The sequence below is a fragment of the Ensifer sp. NM-2 genome, assembly GCF_003024455.1.
Taxonomy (GTDB): Bacteria; Pseudomonadota; Alphaproteobacteria; order Rhizobiales; family Rhizobiaceae; genus Ensifer; species Ensifer canadensis.
This window is the reverse complement of sequence record NZ_PVZR01000005.1, coordinates 102,060-119,405: the sequence shown is the minus strand read 5'-3', so window position 1 is coordinate 119,405 and position 17,346 is coordinate 102,060. Positions and strand designations below refer to the sequence as shown.

Here is a 17,346-nt window from a genome sequence, read left to right as displayed (position 1 = left end):
CGGGGAGAGTCGAAATGTTTACGCACGAAACTCTGGTTGAAGCAGCCAAGAGTTGGGGCTTATTCTACCTCATCGGCTTCTCGATTTGCGTGCTTGTTTACACTTTCTGGCCGTCTAACAAGGCTCGGTTCGACCGGGCAAAACACAACATTCTCGATGAGGACGATGTGCCATGGAAGTAGACGAAATCGATCCCGTTAGCGGCCGCAAAACAACCGGGCACGAATGGAACGGCATAAAAGAACTGGACACTCCGGTACCGCGAGGGGTCCTTCTTTTCCTCATCATCACGCATATTTTCGCGCTTGTATGGTGGGTGCTGCTTCCTACATGGCCGCTTGGTTCGACCTACACCAAGGGGCTGCTGGGTATCGACCAGCGCAAAACCGTCGAAGAGAAATTGGCAAGTGCCACATCAGCCCGGGCCGCCCTGACGACACAACTTGAAACCCTATCTTTCGACGAAATCAGAGCCAACGAACGTTTGATGGCCACCGTCAGATCGATGGGGCACCAATTGTTCGGAGATAACTGTGCTGCCTGTCATGGCGTCGATGGGCGGGGTAGGAATAACTACCCAGACCTCACGGATGACGATTGGCTGTGGGGCGGCAGTCCGGAAAACATTGCTCAGACGCTCAAAGTCGGGATCAACACCCAGCATGAGGAGAGCCGGGTGGCGCAGATGCCCGCCTTTGGCCGTGACGAAATGCTGGATCGCAATCAGGTCAGGGATGTCGCATTGTATGTTCGCTCCCTCACTATTCCCGCCGCCTCCACTGCCGATAACGTCGGGCAAATGGAGCGCGGCCGCGAAGTCTTCCTCACAACGTGCGCTGCGTGCCATGGTGAGGATGCCCAAGGAAATCAGGAGGTTGGGGCACCCAACCTTACAGACCAGTATTGGGTGTATGGCGGTAGCCTTCAAAATATCATCGATACAGTTCACGGCGGACGGCAGGGCCACATGCCAACTTGGGACGAGCGGTTGACGCCCCTCGAGATCAAGGTCCTGGCTCTTTATGTGAACTCCCTTGGAGTAGAGAAGCCGTGATGACGACAAGAAACCGATCAAAATCGGCCATCCTGGTTTTCTCTCTCATTGCTGCGGCGTGCGCGCTCTTTGTGGGCGCGAATGCTCATTTGTTGTTTGTGGCGTACGACAGCGATCCTGGATGTGTAGCGCATCTGAAGGATGCGGGAACTGGACCGGGGCAGTTCAAGGCAGCCAAGTCATCGTGCTGATCGCGAGCTTAAGGAGAGTCATATGGTTTCGCACAACAAAACCAGGCGTCTCATTAGTGAGGTCTCGGGTATAGAAGAAACTTGGAACCCAAAATGGCAACGACACCTGCCCATAAACGCCCCGTTCACCTGGCTGGCTAAAGGCTGGCGCGACTTCTTGATCTCCCCTGCCCAAAGCCTGGCCTATGGCGTCGTCGTCTGCGCTCTTTGCAGCCTCTCGGTATGGGTATTGTTTGCAACCGGGCGCGATTACTTTCTCTTTCCAGTTGTTGCCGGTCTGATGATCATCGGACCACTTCTGGCGTCGGGTCTCTATTTGAAGAGTGCTCGCCTTGAGAGCGCGCAGCAGACCACGTTCGGTGGGATGCTTGGCGTCCGCCCGAGAGCTGGCGCTCAGGTATTTTTCACAGGATTGCTCCTTTGCATGCTCATGCTTTTGTGGATGCGAGCCGCAGTCCTGATTTATGCACTCTTTTTTGGCGTTCGCCCCTTCCCCGGCCTCCAGCACGTCGCCGAACTGCTCCTCGCCACGCCGACCGGCTGGGCGATGCTAGCCGTGGGTCTATTTGTGGGGGCCTTGTTCGCAGGTTTCTCATTTGCAATCAGCGCCTTTTCGATTCCAATGCTACTCGACCAGCAGATCGATGCCTTCACGGCGATGGGTGTCAGTGCCGCGTTGGTCTGGAACAACTTGCGTCCAATGCTGCTCTGGGGCGCGCTGATTTTGGCTCTGTTTGTGATCGCAGTGGCCACCGCGGGCATCGGGTTGATCGTCATTTTCCCGCTTCTCGGCCACGCAACCTGGCACGCGTATAAAGCGGTGAAATAGCCATGGCTTGCTGCTCGTTCGCTGATATTTGTCCAGACAAGGATGCAGTTCGTTCTCGTGGCGAGGAAATATTCCTGGCAAGCCGGGGTGTTGGAAATGGACTTCGACAGGTAACCTTTTCTACACCTGACGTGCATTGCGCAGGTTGTATCGCAAAGATCGAACGGGCGTTGGGCGACCTCCAAGCTGTTGAATCCGCGCGCGTGAACCTGTCACGAAGACGCGTCACAGTCAGTTGGGACAGCGAAAAGGCCCAACGCCCCGATTTCATCGGGGCGTTAGCCATGGCGGGCTATTCTGCTCACATCGTCACTGATCTGTCCGCCGATGAATCCTTGTCGTCGTTCTTGGTAGCGCTTGCGGTTGCCGGCTTTTGCTCAATGAACATCATGATCCTCTCTGTTTCGGTCTGGTCAGGGGCAGATCCAGCAACACGAAACGCATTTCACATGATTTCCGCTGGTTTGGCCCTTCCGGCTGTCTTCTACTCCGGCAGGATTTTCTATGCATCCGCATGGAGGGCGCTGCGGAGCGGACAGACCAACATGGATGTACCTATCAGTGTCGGCATCATCCTCGCATTCATCCTCAGTTTGTACGATACCTTTACAGGCGCGCGACATGTTTATTTCGATGCCAGCGTGTCGCTCATCTTCGTCCTCCTGGCTGGCAGGACCCTGGATCAAATGATGCGGGGCAAGGTACGTTCCGCGATCGATGATCTTCAAAAACTCATACCGATGGGCGCCAACGTCGCGCATGAGGATGGGACGTTTTCTTACACCCCACTGGAGGAAGTTCAGCCGGGAATGCGCCTGCTTGTCCGGTCAGGCGATCGCGTACCGGTCGACGCCGTTGTGCACGACGGAGGAACCGAAATCGACTCGTCCTTAGTGTCAGGGGAAAGTCGATGGAGGTCCGTCGACGTGGGCGCAACGTTGTCAGCGGGCGTACTGAACGCTGGTAACCCAATCCTGGTTGTTGCGACCAAAAATGCCGGCGAGTCTTTTTTAGCAGAAATGGCACGCATGGTGGACGCGGCCGAAAGCGCTCGAACAAACTACAGGCGCGTGGCGGATCGCGCCGCAGCCTTGTATTCGCCGGTGGTCCACTCCATTGCCGCAATCACGCTTGCTGGCTGGTTGTACGTCTCGGGAGACCTTCACCAAGCCGTCACAACTGCGATCGCGGTTCTGATCATCACCTGCCCATGCGCACTTGGATTGGCGGTTCCCATGGTCCAGGTCGTCGCAACACGGCAGCTTTTCGAACGGGGCATCATGGTGAGGGACGGTTCTGCCCTGGAACGGGTATGCCACGCGCGCACCGTGTTGTTCGACAAGACAGGAACGCTGACGCTTGGCCTACCTCAGTTGGTCAAGGCCGAGCAAATACCTGCCGGCGCTCTTGGTATTGCAACCAGCCTTGCGCAGCTTTCAAACCATCCCGTCGCACGAGCAGTTGCCGATGCGGGTACGCGCGCGGGTTCGAAGCCGGAAGTATTCGACAGTGTAGACGAAATTCACGGTCTTGGTATCGAAGGGCGCAGGCACGGGCAGACCTACCGTTTGGGCCGAGCATCCTGGGCAACGAACCTTCCGGACTTTTCACGAGACTTCGATGGGACCGCTTCGGTGCTCACCAGAGACGATCAGATACTTGCCGTCTTCGAATTTGAGGACGTCGTCCGACCAGGAGCGTCAGAGCTGGTTCAAACACTGAGGGCGGGTGGGACCTCGCTCGGTATTGTCTCGGGAGATAATAAACGTGCCGTATCTCGCGTTGCAAACCGTCTCGGTATTGAAAGATACAGCGCGGAGCTGCTCCCAGCTGACAAGGTTGCCGCGATAAGGGCTCTCCAATCCTCATCAGATAAAGTCGTGATGGTTGGCGATGGGTTAAATGACGCCCCTGCCCTCGCCGCAGCCGATGTTTCGATCGCGCCATCAACGGCCTCGGACATTGGCCGAAACCATGCTGACTTCATATTCCTGGGCGATAATCTGTTGGCTGTGCGAGACATTATCGAGACCGCCAAACGAGCAAACGATCTTGTCCGCCAAAATTTCGGTTTCGCGGTGGCCTATAACGTCGTCAGTATTCCGTTTGCGATTGCGGGAAGCGTCACGCCGCTAGCAGCAGCGATTGCAATGTCGTTGTCGTCGGTTCTTGTCGTTTGCAATTCCATGCGGTTAGCTAGCCCGATATTTCGCTGGGAACAATGGAGCGGCCACCCCGCCGTGATATCATGAGTTATCTGGTGGTTCTCATACCCGTGGCACTCCTTATGGGCCCAGTCGGCCTGTGTGCTGACACCAGTTCAGAGATTTGGACGGTGCAGCGGCGCGAATCCTCTTGAACGACGGCGAGGGTCGCCGGCGATACAAGGGCGTTTCGCAAGTGGGCAATTGAAGCGGCGATAGGGAGTGAAAAATGGAGCAAGGCGCAGAAAACGAACATCCGCCGATTGATGACACCGCACGTTCAACAATGATCGATCCGTCGGAAACGGTGACGGGCTTCGCAATTATGCTTGGCATTGTGGGTGCCGTTTTGGGGCTGGCGGCAGGGATCTACGTGCAGGCCGCGTCCGGCGTCCTGCCTGCACTGCTGAACGCCTTCATCGCAGTTCTTGCGGGCGGTTCCGCAGGCGCGGTTACAGGTGGAACTTTGGGAGCGGTTCTAGGCGTCGTCCGGGGCCGCCGCGTACCAAAGGCCATTGAGCAACCTTGAGCCGAATGGCTATCCTAAGCCTAGGTCGGCTTGACGGAGCGACGGCTCTTGATGCGTCGCGGCGAAGTGATGGGGCGTGATCCTCGCCCGGCTCGATCGAAAAGCCGAGATCGGCGGCAAGCAAAACACCGCCAAGCCCGGCGACACATCCTGACAGACCAGCTGGTTGCTACTGCCTCAGCGACAGTCGGCGCTCTTTTGAGAGTGAGGCTCCACCTGCCCACCAGCTGACAACAATCCAGGGCGGCGCTTTCCAGGCTACGAGCAGCATGAACCCTGTCAGCGCTAAACCGTAAGGATCGAGCACAGCATTGGCCCGCACAGGGCTGTAGAGTGTCGACATTTCGCCCAACATCAGCACCAAATCAGCCTCATGCGGCTCGCCTCTAGTCTACCCCTCGCTACCTACGAGAGCGCAGGATTGTTGCCAAGCGATCTGCAGCAAAGCCTGGCCACTATGATCACTGGATCGCGAGGACGGCCAACGAAGCAGCGAGCGCGGGCACCATCACGACAAAGCCAGTCTTCATGAATGCCCAGGCTCCGATCCGAAGTCCCTCGCGGCGAAGCGCGGTTAGCCAAAGTATCGTCGCAAGCGATCCGGTGACGGAGAGGTTGGGGCCAAGATCGACGCCGATCAGCACCGCGCCGGCAATCTTATCGGACGCGTGTGCCAACTGAACGGCGCTTCCAGCGACAATCCCCGCGGGCAGATTGTTGACGAGATTGGACGTCAGAGCCACGATTGCGCCCGCAGCAGCTGCGGTCTGTGCCGGAGAGGCCGATGCCTGGTCGGAAAGATACTGCGCGAGATGATCAATCAGTCCTTTTCGGTTCAATGCCTCAACAACGACGAACAAGCCGGCGACCAGAGGCAGCATACTCCACGAAACATCTTTCAGCGTCTCGATAGGGCTTTTTCGCGTGATCAGCAGAACTGCGGCGGTTGCCACACAACCGGCGAGAAACGTAGGGAGACCGAGATCGAAATGCAGCGCCGATGCGCCAAGCAGTATGACGGCCGTCCCGCACAAAGCAAAACCAGCAAGCTTCGCACTGAAGGATAATGGCACGGCCTGTACATTGGACGCGACGCCATCAGACGCAATGACCGAGCGTTGCGTCCAGTACAGTGCGAGAAATGTGACGATGATGGAGGCGAGAGAAGGCTGTGCGAAGTAGGCGAACCAACGCGATAGTGGCGGCATGTCCCCGCCTCCGAAAATCACCAGGTTGGCCGGATTGGAGATGGGAAGGACAAAGCTTGCAGCGTTGGCGATGAAAGCGCAGATAAGGAGATAGGGCATAGGGTCCCTCACCTTCGCTGCCCGGCAGGCCACATAGACTGCAGGAGTGAGCACGACCGCTGTAGCGTCGTTCGACAGGAATACGGTCACAACAACTCCGACCGCGTAGATCAGGACAAACATGCGTTTGGGCGATCCCTTGGCGTGGGTGGTGGCGATCGAAGCCAGCCAGTCGAACAGCCCCTCCTGACGAGCGAGCTCGGAGAGCAACATCATGCCAATTAGAAACAGATAGACATCGGTACCTTTTGCAATACCAGCCCAGGCATCGGTCGGACCGATAAGCCCAAACCCAACAAGCAGAACCGCGCCGAGCATCGCCCATATTGATTCCGACCAGGCAAAGGGCCGTGTAATCACCCCGAGTGCGGTCAAGCCAGCTATGCCCCAGGTCATGGTCAATGCGTTCATCGTGTTTCCAAATTAGATTTCGGAGGCTGCAACAGCAGGAAAGAAGGGCGGTATATCCGCAATCGCTCACCGAAAAAAGGCCCGTGGAAATGCGCTGCCCTGAGTTGGGGTAGCCAACCTGTCCGGAATCAATCCGCGTCTGAAGAAGTGCAGCTGAAGCCGGAAACCGGGCGCTGGATTAGGCAAAGCGTGTCATCGGTAAATCGGGGTTCATCGCCCGGCTTGCCGCATACGACCCAGTCGCGCTTCGCCCGCAGGTAATTGGTCAGCTCGGCCAATTGGGTTGCCTTCTGCTCAAGCTTGACGAGCTGGACGTTCATGATCTCGATTTCCCGCGCCGGCGATAAACCCTCGCGTTGCAGTTCCGTAGCAATCTCCGCGATCTCCTTGAGTGGCAGACCCAGTGATTGTGCGAAACGGATCATCCGAACCGTCGAGGCGTCCCGGTCGCTGAAGATCTGATAGGGATTGCGACCACCTTGGGCACCGAGTTGCGGCGTGAGCAGACCTTTGCGGACGTAAAATCGGACAGTGTCCTGGCTCAACCCTGTCCGCTGGGCGAATTCTCCGATCAGCATATTTCACCCCTCAAGCTCTTGACCATGGACCTTAGTCCAGCCTTATACGAGGTGTTCCCTCAAATATGGAACACTTTCATGCTGAACTATCCCAATAATGATTCCCATGCGCCGACTGCCTTCGTGACGGGCGCAACCGGCCTCCTTGGCAACAATCTGGTCCGCGAACTAATCGCCGACGGCTGGAGCGTGCGAGCGCTGGTTCGCTCGCCCGAAAAAGCAACATTGCAGTTTGCCGGGCTGGATTTGGAGATCATCACCGGCGACATGCTCGACGTGCGGGGTTTCGCTGACGCGCTTAAGGGCGTGGACGTGGTTTTCCACACAGCGGCCTATTTCCGCGACTCTTACAAGGGCGGGAGTCATTGGGACGCGCTCTACGCCGCCAATATCGCGGGTACCCGTGGCTTGCTCGATCACGCTTATCGAGCCGGCGTGCGGCGCTTCGTCCATACCAGCTCGGTCGCTGTACTGCGTGGTGCGAAGGGACAGACCATAGACGAGTCCATGTTGCGGGATGAGCGGGATGCCGATGATTATTATCGCAGCAAGATCCTGGCGGACCGCGTGGTGCTCGATTTTCTCGACAAACATCCCGATTTCTGGGCGGCCATGGTGCTACCGGGTTGGATGCACGGGCCTGGGGATATCGGGCCGACCTCGGCTGGCCAGACGGTGCTGGACGTGGCGCTCGAGCGCTTGCCCGGTGTTCCACCCGGCTCCTTCTCGGTGGTCGATGCGCGCGATGTGGCGCGGGCGATGATCCTGGCTAACCGCCGGGGGCAACGGGGCGAACGTTACCTTGCCGCCGGACAGCATATGACCATGACCGATTTGTTGCCCTTGATCGCACAAGCCACCACGGCAAAGGCACCGACGCGCCGCATTCCGCTCATTTTGCTTTACCTGATCGGCGCTGGCAATGAACTCTACGCTCGGATAACTGGCAAGCCGGTCCTCTTGAGTTGGGCCATGGCGAAAACGGTGGCAGCGGAGAATGATCGCTCTCGCTATGATTGTGCGAAGAGCACACGAGAATTGGGTCTGGAGTTCCGGCCGGTGATCGAGACCCTGCGTGATGAAGTGGCTTGGTTCCGTACGCACGGCTTCTTGCCTAGCTGAAACGTTCGGTGAGAAGGCCCGCATGCGAGTCCATCGGCAAGATGGTGCCGAGGTGCAAGGGCAATGCGCCGATCATTTACGCTCGCCAGCCAATGGTGGTCCCGATCTACTCGAGGACCCACCCCACGCTGGCGGGCGTCACCTCTCATGTGATAGGGCATCAAAGTGAACAGGATCGGGGACGTTTCTTCGACCGCCACCGCGTGCTCAGGTTTCGGGTTGGCCAGCACCCGACGGCAGAGCTGCGAGCCCTTCCTCGTCGCTACTGGCTCCCCTCCTGGAAATGCCGTCAGGCTTGGTAACGACAATCGAGTTCTGCCAAAGCGCGCTGAACCTCGTCAATAGGAACCGGTTCAGGTGTTCCCGGAATTTGACGCAGGGCCGGTTGTGAGTCTATCGCGTAATAGTCCGAAGCCCAGGCAGCGAGGATCGCGCGCTTGTCATCGACAGAAAGTGCAGGTGCCATCACAACGTCGATTGGCCGTTGAAACGCCAGACCTTGCAAGGCCAGAACTGTTGGTCCTTTCGTCATCGCATTGTTGACCGCGTTTTCCAGAGTCTTGTGTATCATTGGGCCACTCAACGCACGTGCGGATCTCTATCGCGCGGCAGGCGAAACGCAACGATGGATTTGGTGTCCGGCGTCAGCATATCATGTTTCTCTGCAAAGGCGGCGAACAAGCCACGCGCGGTCTCTGCTTCTATCTCGCCGCGAAGCGCGGCTCCACATGCCCTTAACGCAACAGAATGTGCCGTGTCTCTGAGTGACGTCGGACACTCGGAGAGATAGCGGTAGGCCTCGAGGACGCTGCGAACCTCTGCGGGAAAACCGAGGCCAACGAGAATGGATACGGGCGCTTTGAACATATCGGGTTTCATCGTCTCTCTCCTTCCTGACCCGAAGTGTCATAGGGCGCCGACGCATCGGCGCCCCCTCACAGCTTCTCAAGCAGCCCTGTCCGCTTTGATTTGTGCCGGAGCGGCTGATGGCGCCAGAGATTGTTCACTCTGGATGGAGATTTTCCTCGGCTTCAGTGCCTCCGGGATTTCTCGAACGAGATCGATGGACAGAAGACCGTTCTTCAGATCCGCGCCAGTCACCTTGACATGGTCGGCAAGCTCAAACCGGTGTTCAAACGGGCGGCCGGCAATGCCACGATGCAGATAGCCGTCCGTGGAAGGTTCCTGCCTCTTGCCGGTCACGGCCAGCAGGTTGGACTGAAAGGTCAAGTCAAGATCGTCCTGCGCGAAGCCGGCCACTACGATCGAAATCCGGTAGCTGTCCTCGCCGGTCTTGACGATGTCATAGGGCGGCCAGTCGCTGATCGAGCGGCCGCGCTGCGCATCTTCCAAAAGATTGAAGATCCGGTCGAAGCCGATGCTCGAGCGGAACAGCGGTGCGTAGTCGTAAGATGTTGCCATAGCCATATCCTCCTTGAGCAACATGGGTACGGAAGCGCCGAAAGACGGGGCTCCCAGCAAAGCCAGCCCTGATCGCAGCGGCCGGCGACAATTGATCTGGTTTTCGCGAATTTCGGATTCAAGAGCGATGGCTGGGAAAATTTTCGGCCTTCAGACCAGCGGTAAATCTCTGGTTTCCCGATCAAGCTCATCGATCCTCGAGAGCACATGGCCAGGGAGTAACTAATTCCGTTCAAGCCCGATCAGACGCTGATACGAATAGCGGACAGAGTGCAGCGGACCTTCAAGATTGGCCTGCCAGAAGTCGAGGAACCTATGCAATTGCGGGAAATCGGGAGCCAAATCGTAGTCCTGCCAGACATGGGCCTGCAGGACGGATTCGAAATCGGAATGCGATAGAGGATATGCGCAGTGGTGAGACCATAACCGTTAAGCTGGTAATCGAGATCCGATGAACGGGCGTCATAGAAACCAATTCCGGGCAGAGCATGAAATCCTCCATTCGCATCTACACACCGGATGAAAAAAGAACCCAAGAAAACTTGACGCCGACAAGGCGAAATTTCAAGACGCCGCATAGTGGATCGATTGACTTTGGAGTGATGAGCAAGTCGGGACCGGATGCACAGCTACACCACCGGTTCGATGGTCTGCGCTTCCAGCATCGTGGACCATCGCCGCAATTGATTGGTCGGGCACCTGATTTTCCCGATCCTCCACGAGCCTCATTAGCTTAGGAACAATGCTGCTTTCGGGAAGTTGGGCGTGATCACTCTCGCGTTTGAAAGGCTTCTCATGACGATCATGGTGAGGGAGATGAAGGTCAAAGACATCATGCCGGACCTGAGGACATGGGCCCGCGGGATGTGCTCCAATCCGACTTCAGCAGCGGCCCTGGTAGAGGAAACGTTGGACCTAGCTCTTGAGGATTTTGACATCTTCATCCTCTCACGGGATCAAAGGTTATGGCTCTTCAAACTGATGCAGGACATTCAATGCGGCCGCCGCATGCCTCGAACGTCGTTTGCTACCGATTGACGACCCGCGCCGACCGGACCCTTGGAACCCGAAAGCGCGCCGCCATTGCCGCGCAAATCGGGAAGTAGCGTCATTATAGATCATAACCTTATTGCTCCTCGGGCCAGGACGATCGACGATCACGGTCGAAGTGGCTTTAGCGCAGGCCTTCTTGCGCGTTCTGCCAGGTGCCACCGCCATGGTCTTTGGCTTTAGGGCTTAAGGACGACCTTGATGCAGCCGTCCTGCTTGTCGCGGAAGGTCTTGTAGAGGTCAGGTCCCTTTTCCAAGGACGCTCGGTGGGTGATGATGAAGGAGGGATCGATCTCACCCTTTTCGATGCGCTCCATCAACAGCGGCAGATAACGCTGGACAGGCGTCTGCGCCATCTTGAAGGTCAAACCCCGATTGATGGCTGATCCCATGGGAATCTTGTCAAGGAACCCTCCATAAACCCCGACGATGGAGACAGTGCCAAAGTTTCGACAGCAATGGATTGCCTGGCGTAGCACATGAGGCCGGTCCGTACCCATGAAGGTTGCCACTTTGATCCGGTCGATGCGCGAATCCCAACTCGCGGCCGCATCAGCCTCTGTGCCCACGGCATCGATGCAGGAATCAGCACCCCGGCCATTGGTCAACTCCATGACCCGGTCGTAGATATCCTTGTCCATGAAATCGAGTATGATGGCGCCTGACCGCTCTGCTAAGGCAAGCCGCTCAGGCACTGTATCGATGGCGATGACCCGGCCGGCACCCAAGATAAAGGCCGATTTGATTGCCATCTGCCCAACCGGGCCGCAACCCCAAATCGCGATCGTGTCACCTGGCAGAATGTCGCAGAAGTCCGCTGCCATGTAGCCGGTCGGGAAAATATCGGAAAGAAACAAGACTTGCTCATCGGTCAATTCATCCGGCACCTTGATTGGCCCTACGTCGGCATAGGGCACACGTAGATATTCAGCCTGCCCGCCGCTATATCCGCCCAAAAGATGGGTGTAACCAAACAGCCCCGCCGGTGAGTTTCCCCACATCTTTGTGACCTTGGCGCGATCTGGATTGCTTCTCTCGCAGCCGGAAAAGAACCCGCGTTTGCAAAAAAAGCATTCACCGCAGGAGATCGTAAAGGGAACAACGACACGGTCGCCCACTTTCAATTTGCTATTGTCCTTGCCGACCTCGACGACCTCGCCCATGGTTTCGTGCCCCATGATATCGCCACTGTGCATGTCCGGCATCACGCCATTGAACAGATGCAGGTCGGAGCCGCAAATAGCACAGGCCGTGACCTTGATGATGGCATCCCTACCCTCTTGGATTTGTGGGTCAGGCACGCTTTCGCAGCGGATATCGTGTTTGCCATGCCAGGTCAGAGCTTTCATCGGGGCCTCCACAGTTCGAAAGTCTGTGCCCAACCACGCGCAAGCCAATTTGATCCGTTGAGGTCCGGTGAGGTTTGGGGGTCTCTGGCCCACCCGCACGGTTTCCTTCTTTCAGTCACGCGGATCGGTGCTAACGAACCGCAGCGCTCGGGCGGCTTAGGCCGCAACCATTGCGGCCGCACAAGCATCGCGATCCGCGTCGGGCCTTGCCTGGCGCTACATGCAAAGGGCGCGCCGGCCGCCGAAAACCAGGCGTTCGAGATCAAATTGGTTAGATATCGCCTTATAGTGCTTGTCCAGCCAGGCCGGGTGCGCAATCTGTGGCGCGATGGAACGGCTGTACACATCCATTCCGGAAAGAACGCGTTGTACTGCAAGCCAGCCTTTGCCAATGAAACCACCTGTACCGAGATGACCAGTGGCGGGGAGCTCGCGCCCGGGCGCGTCGGCCTCACAACGAGGCTGTGATACCGCCGTCGACGTAGAGGACGTGGCCGTTTACAAAGGAGGAAGCGTCCGAAGACAAAAAGATGCAGGCGCCGACGAGTTCCTCGACCTTGCCCCAGCGACCGGCCGGCGTGCGCTTTTTCAGCCAGGCGGAAAAGGTCGGATCCGCGACGAGGGCGGCGTTCAGCGGCGTGTCGAAATAGCCTGGTGCGATGGCGTTGCATTGCAGACCGTACTTCGCCCAGTCGGCCGCCATGCCTTTGGTCAGGTTGCCGACCGCGCCCTTCGTAGCCGTATAGGGTGCAATGCCAGGGCGAGCGAGCGCTGTTTGCACGCTGGCAATGTTGATAATCTTGCCAGCGCCGCGCTCAATCATGTGGCGCGCAACCGCCTGACCGACGTTGAACACGGTCGAAACATTCGTCTTCAGGAGCCGCTCGAATGCATCGGCCGGAAAATCTTCCAGCGGCATGCGGTGCTGCATTCCGGCATTGTTGACGAGGATGTCGATTGCGCCGACCTCCGCCTCGAAGGTGTCAATGGCCACCCGCACAGCATCATGATCCGTGGCGTCGAACGCAAGTGTATGCCTTGCCCCGAGGCCTTCGGCGGCAGCCTTCAGCTTTTCCTCGTCGCGTCCATTAAGAATGATCTCGGCGCCTGCCGCTGCCAGCCCGTGTGCCAGCGCATGGCCGATGCCCTGCGAGGAGCCCGTAATGAGGGCGCGTTTGCCTGACAGGTCGAAGAGTTGGATGCTCATGGTTCCTCCCAAATGGTTTCGTCGCTTCGCATATCCGCTAAAATCGATCTGCGCCTTCCTCGCCCTTCTCCGAGCCAATATCGAAAGCCTTGAGCGCATCGGGCCGTGGCAGAGTATGGGTGATTAGCGGCTTGACGTCGATCAGGCCGAGCCCCTAGATGCGCGGAAACGGCATGGCCGAGCTTCGGCAGCCATTTACCCGGTCGCGCCCGTCCTTGGTATCCCACGCGATCGCCTCTAACGGTGGCGCTTGCTCACTTGGCATCCTTTAGGCCCAATCGAGCTCGCCTGATAGTCACACTTGTGCACGGTCTGGCAAAGCAGGGTTTGAGACGCGGCGCGCAGGTTTCGCTTTGCATGAACCTTGGATAACGACGCAGATCACTTCTTGGCGGAAAAAGCCGGCGCAAGGTGAATGCCAAGACACCGATCAGAACGGATAATAATCGAAGGCTTACCGCCGCGAGAGATCAGAGATTGAATTGCCGGTTCAAGTGAGCGCCATCCTGGCCTCGTCGTGATGTCGCCCGGGCCCGTTCGGCCTCACCGGTTGTTTGACGAGCGCATCCAGGATGCGATGAAATTGGAGATTGATCTCCTTGATCTTGAATCTCCTCGGAGACCGCGGCTGACTTTCGCGTTCCTCGGCCCCAAATGGCAAAAGTGACCGTCACGGCCAAAGCTCTGGGACGATTTCGAATGCTGCTTCTTTAGGTTGCCACTCATCACGGAAAGATATGATTCCATCTGAACCTTTCATGATTTCGTCGGCTCGACGGCCTTGACTCGAGAATACAAGCACTGACACATTCGGTTGTCAGACATCTTACATAACAGGGGATCATGGCTGACGGATCGAATAGGAGGATCATGTGAGGAAGCTCTTTGTACGATTGGCCGTAGGCGCCGCATTCGTCGCCGCGGCCGCGTCTGCCCATGCCGGGCAGACGCTCGACCGCGTTATGGAAAAAAAGGCAATGGTCGTCGCCACCAACAGCGGCTGGCCACCCCAGAGTTATCTGGACGACAGCAACGAGATGGTCGGCTTCGATATCGATGTCTCCCGCGAAATCGCTAAGCGCCTCGGCGTCGAAGTGAGCTTCGAGACGCCAGACTGGGCAACGCTGACCGGCGGCCGCTGGCAAGGACGCTACGATCTCGGCGTCGGTTCTGTAACGCCGACCAAAGCGCGCGCGCAGGTCATCGATTTTGTCGGCATCTACTACTACAGCCCCTATGTCTATGTCGTGCACAAGGACAGTGACGCGAAGTCAGTTGCTGACCTCAACGGCAAAGTCATCGGCGTCGAGACCGCGACGACGTCGGAAGACTTCATCAACCGCCGACTGGAAATCGACGCGCCTGGCCTGCCGCCGATCGAATACAAACTGGAGCCGGGCGAAGTGCGAACCTTTGCCGATTCCATGCTGCCGTTCGACGATCTTCGGCTTGGTAGCGGCGTGCGCCTCGACGCGGTGATCGCGCCTGAGCAAACGGCCCTCAATGCCATCAAGAATGGCTATCCGCTCCGCAGCCTGGAAGGTGAATATGCCTTCCGCGAGCCGCTCGTCGTGATCGCTGAAAAAGTCGATCCGGAGTGGACGGCAAAGGTCGGCAGCATCATCGAGGAGATGAAGAAGGACGGCACTCTCAGCACGTTGACGACCAAGTGGTACGGCAAGGACTACAGCACGGACTGACGACATGGCGGCGTGGGCCGATCTGTCTCACGCCGCACTAAGCATCTGGGGGAGCCGGACAGCATGACATATCCTGATACCTATTATAAACGCACCATGGTAGATCTGACTGCGCGTCCTTCGCTGTCAAACTCGAACGATTGCGACGTCGTGATCGTCGGCGGCGGCCTCGCGGGGCTGTCGACGGCCCTGCAACTGGCGCGAGCCGGCAAAAGCGTTACGGTTCTGGAAGCCGAAAGCGTTGGTTACGGCGCATCCGGCCGAAATGGCGGCTTCGTCAGCCCGGGCTATGCAACCGACGGCGACGAAATCGCGCGTATCACCGGCGAAGAAGCAGCCCGTAGTCTCCATCTGCTGTCGATCGAAGGCATGGAGTTCATCCGCGAAAACATCCGCGACCTATCGATCGATGACGCTCAGCCGCAACCCGGCCTGATGAGCGTGCTGCGCTACGACAATGCTGCAAGCCTCAAGGCCTATGCGGAAGACACCAGCCGGCGCTATGGCTACGAACTCGAATTCATGAATCGCGAAGCGGTCCGCGCGACCCTCAAGTCAGACCGGTATTTCCAGGCATTGCGCAACGGCAATGCGTTCCACATGCACCCGCTGAACTATCTGCGCGCTATCGCCCGCGAAATCGAACGCCTTGGCGGCCGCATCTGCGAAATGTCAGCGGTACAATCCGTGGACCTGGCAGGCGCCCAGAAGCGGGTGAAAACCGCAGGTGGACACGTGACCGCCCGCGATGTCGTCTTCACGACAGGTGGTTACACCGGATCGCTCAACGGAAAATTGAAGCGCTCTTTCCTGCCGATTGCAACATACGTCATGGTCAGCGAGGATGCACCAGATCTTATCGCATCGGCGATCGCAACGAAGGATGCCATCGGCGACAACCGGCGCGCGGGCGACTACTACCGCGTGATCGATGGCGGCCGGCGCCTCTTGTGGGGCGGTCGCATCACCACTCGCGCAGCCTCGAGCGACGCGCTCGTGCGCGAACTGCGGGCCGAAATGGTCGGCACCTATCCGCAACTCGCCGGGTTGAAGACCGAAATTGCCTGGTCCGGCCTGATGTCCTACGCCCGCCATTTGATGCCCCAGATCGGGCGCATGAGCCCCGGTGTGTGGTATTGCACTGCCTTCGGCGGGCACGGCCTCAACACGACGGCGATCGGCGGCAAGGTCATCGCCGAAGGCATTCTCGGTGAGACAGAACGCTACAAGCTCTATGAACCGTTCGGCCTCGTCTGGGCGGGCGGGCTTGCCGGGCTTGCCGTCGCCCAGCTCACTTATTGGAAGCTCCAGGCACAGGATTGGTGGCGCGAGCGCGCCGCCTGAGAAGACGGGAAAGGTCTAAACCATGATCGGTCGATTGATACTAATCTATCCCGAGGCCTCGCGCCGTGCCGGAGCGCTGCTGATCCTCACCCTGGTGGTCCTTGCGCTCTATATGCTCGGTGTCAGCTCCGCCTGGATCGGCCATGTCTTGCCCGCCACGGCCGGTTGGCTTGGCGAAAACCCCACCATGGGACGGCTGGCTTCGTCTCTCCTGATCGCGCTCATCGTTGCCGCCAACTGGAAGGCATTGCGTCAGCTGTCACGGCGCCAGCAGGTGGTCGGCGTCTGGCTTGAGCTTTTCGTTCTTCTGATGCTCTTCTTCTACTCGTTCGATCTGTCCTTCGCGTTCATCGCCAAGAAGATCGGCTTTCTCATTTCACAGGGCGTGGTGACGACGCTCTACATTTCCGCGATCTCCATCGTGATCGCGACGGTCATCGCGTTGGCGGGCGCAATCGCCAAGTTGTCCAGCAACGGTGTCATCTACGGCCTCGCCACCTTCTACACCTCGCTGTTTCGCGGCCTGCCGCTGCTGATGCAGATCTACATCATCTATCTCGGCCTGCCACAGGTCGGCTATGTGATCGGCGCGGTGCCTGCCGGGATCCTGGCGCTTTCGCTGTGCTACGGCGCCTACATGACGGAAATCTTCCGCGCCGGCATCCAGAGCATTTCACGCGGCCAAACGGAAGGCGCCACCGCGCTCGGGCTCAGCCCCAACCAGACCCTGGCGCTCGTAATCCTGCCGCAGGCGATGCGTGTCATCATTCCTCCGACCGGAAACCAGTTCATCGCCATGCTGAAGGACTCCTCACTCGTCTCCGTAGTCGGCGTCTGGGAAATCATGTATCTCGCCCGCACCCAGGGCCAGACGGAGTTCCGTCACATCGAGATGCTGATCACCGCTTCGATGATCTATTGGATCCTTTCGATCGGCCTGGAATACGCCCAGTCTCGCATCGAGGAACGTTTCGGCCGCTTCAATGCCCGTTGATGCGCCCGCCCACGACCCGCGGCGGCGCATCCATCGTGCCGCCGAACAGCCGTGG

The 17,346-nt window shown here is 58.1% G+C and carries 17 protein-coding genes and 1 pseudogene; 10 read left to right on the top strand and 8 right to left on the bottom strand.

Features of this window, described 5'->3' with window-relative positions:
* Window positions 1-14 precede the first annotated feature (14 nt).
* From C6558_RS12195 to C6558_RS12170, 5 genes are all read left to right on the top strand, one after another.
* Window positions 15-182, top strand: coding sequence for a cbb3-type cytochrome c oxidase subunit 3 (locus C6558_RS12195; RefSeq protein ID WP_107027292.1), 168 nt, complete (start codon window positions 15-17; stop codon window positions 180-182).
* Window positions 173-1,054, top strand: a complete 882-nt coding sequence (gene ccoP, locus C6558_RS12190) for a cytochrome-c oxidase, cbb3-type subunit III (protein ID WP_107027291.1) — start codon at window positions 173-175, stop codon at window positions 1,052-1,054. Before C6558_RS12195 ends, ccoP begins: the two co-directional genes overlap by 10 nt.
* Window positions 1,055-1,267: 213 nt before the next feature.
* Entirely contained in the window at window positions 1,268-2,074 is an 807-nt protein-coding gene (locus C6558_RS12180) for a DUF2189 domain-containing protein (protein WP_107027290.1), read from the top strand.
* A gap of 2 nt (window positions 2,075-2,076) precedes the next feature.
* Window positions 2,077-4,326, top strand: coding sequence for a heavy metal translocating P-type ATPase (locus C6558_RS12175; RefSeq protein ID WP_107027289.1), 2,250 nt, complete (start codon window positions 2,077-2,079; stop codon window positions 4,324-4,326).
* Window positions 4,327-4,507: 181 nt separating this feature from the next.
* Complete coding sequence (locus tag C6558_RS12170) at window positions 4,508-4,807, top strand: hypothetical protein (RefSeq protein ID WP_057209341.1); 300 nt, start codon at window positions 4,508-4,510, stop codon at window positions 4,805-4,807.
* Window positions 4,808-5,268: 461 nt separating this feature from the next.
* Here C6558_RS12170 and C6558_RS12165 read toward each other — a convergent pair whose 3' ends face one another.
* Both C6558_RS12165 and C6558_RS12160 read right to left on the bottom strand, forming a co-directional pair.
* A complete protein-coding gene (locus C6558_RS12165) occupies window positions 5,269-6,525 on the bottom strand; it encodes an arsenic transporter (RefSeq protein ID WP_107027288.1) in 1,257 nt (418 codons plus the stop codon).
* Window positions 6,526-6,653: 128 nt separating this feature from the next.
* Window positions 6,654-7,103 carry a MerR family transcriptional regulator gene (locus tag C6558_RS12160; protein ID WP_057209334.1) on the bottom strand — a complete coding sequence of 150 codons (450 nt, stop codon included), beginning with the start codon at window positions 7,101-7,103 and terminating at the stop codon, window positions 6,654-6,656.
* A 78-nt stretch (window positions 7,104-7,181) separates the two neighbouring features.
* Here C6558_RS12160 and C6558_RS12155 point away from each other — a divergent pair, with 78 nt between their 5' ends.
* Window positions 7,182-8,225, top strand: coding sequence for an SDR family oxidoreductase (locus tag C6558_RS12155; protein ID WP_057209332.1), 1,044 nt, complete (start codon window positions 7,182-7,184; stop codon window positions 8,223-8,225).
* Window positions 8,226-8,514: 289 nt separating this feature from the next.
* On the opposite strand, the gene C6558_RS12150 is transcribed toward C6558_RS12155, so the two are convergent.
* From C6558_RS12150 to C6558_RS12135, 4 genes and pseudogenes are all read right to left on the bottom strand, one after another.
* Window positions 8,515-8,796, bottom strand: coding sequence for a hypothetical protein (locus tag C6558_RS12150; RefSeq protein ID WP_057209328.1), 282 nt, complete (start codon window positions 8,794-8,796; stop codon window positions 8,515-8,517).
* Between the two features lie 8 nt (window positions 8,797-8,804).
* The gene (locus C6558_RS12145) at window positions 8,805-9,104 is read right to left on the bottom strand and encodes a DUF982 domain-containing protein (RefSeq protein WP_057209325.1); all 300 of its coding nucleotides are present in this window, start codon (window positions 9,102-9,104) and stop codon (window positions 8,805-8,807) included.
* Between the two features lie 66 nt (window positions 9,105-9,170).
* Window positions 9,171-9,647, bottom strand: coding sequence for an Hsp20 family protein (locus C6558_RS12140; protein ID WP_057209322.1), 477 nt, complete (start codon window positions 9,645-9,647; stop codon window positions 9,171-9,173).
* 222 nt (window positions 9,648-9,869) lie between these two features.
* Window positions 9,870-10,123, bottom strand: a pseudogene (locus C6558_RS12135) (aspartate-semialdehyde dehydrogenase).
* Between the two features lie 289 nt (window positions 10,124-10,412).
* Between C6558_RS12135 and C6558_RS12130 the strand changes: the two are divergent.
* On the top strand, window positions 10,413-10,685 hold the full coding sequence (locus C6558_RS12130) for a hypothetical protein (RefSeq protein WP_057209320.1): 273 nt from the start codon (window positions 10,413-10,415) through the stop codon (window positions 10,683-10,685).
* Between the two features lie 191 nt (window positions 10,686-10,876).
* On the opposite strand, the gene C6558_RS12125 is transcribed toward C6558_RS12130, so the two are convergent.
* A complete protein-coding gene (locus tag C6558_RS12125) occupies window positions 10,877-12,046 on the bottom strand; it encodes a zinc-dependent alcohol dehydrogenase (RefSeq protein ID WP_057209317.1) in 1,170 nt (389 codons plus the stop codon).
* 451 nt (window positions 12,047-12,497) lie between these two features.
* Window positions 12,498-13,253, bottom strand: a complete 756-nt coding sequence (locus tag C6558_RS12120) for an SDR family oxidoreductase (RefSeq protein ID WP_057209315.1) — start codon at window positions 13,251-13,253, stop codon at window positions 12,498-12,500.
* A gap of 872 nt (window positions 13,254-14,125) precedes the next feature.
* Between C6558_RS12120 and C6558_RS12115 the strand changes: the two genes are divergently transcribed.
* The 3 genes from C6558_RS12115 (at window position 14,126) to C6558_RS12105 (ending at window position 17,291) form a co-directional block, all read left to right on the top strand.
* Window positions 14,126-14,953 (top strand): transporter substrate-binding domain-containing protein, encoded by an 828-nt coding sequence (locus tag C6558_RS12115; protein ID WP_057209312.1) that lies wholly within the window; start codon window positions 14,126-14,128, stop codon window positions 14,951-14,953.
* Between the two features lie 63 nt (window positions 14,954-15,016).
* On the top strand, window positions 15,017-16,297 hold the full coding sequence (locus tag C6558_RS12110) for an FAD-binding oxidoreductase (RefSeq protein ID WP_107027287.1): 1,281 nt from the start codon (window positions 15,017-15,019) through the stop codon (window positions 16,295-16,297).
* A gap of 22 nt (window positions 16,298-16,319) precedes the next feature.
* Window positions 16,320-17,291, top strand: a complete 972-nt coding sequence (locus C6558_RS12105; protein ID WP_057209309.1) for an amino acid ABC transporter permease — start codon at window positions 16,320-16,322, stop codon at window positions 17,289-17,291.
* Window positions 17,292-17,346 lie beyond the last annotated feature (55 nt).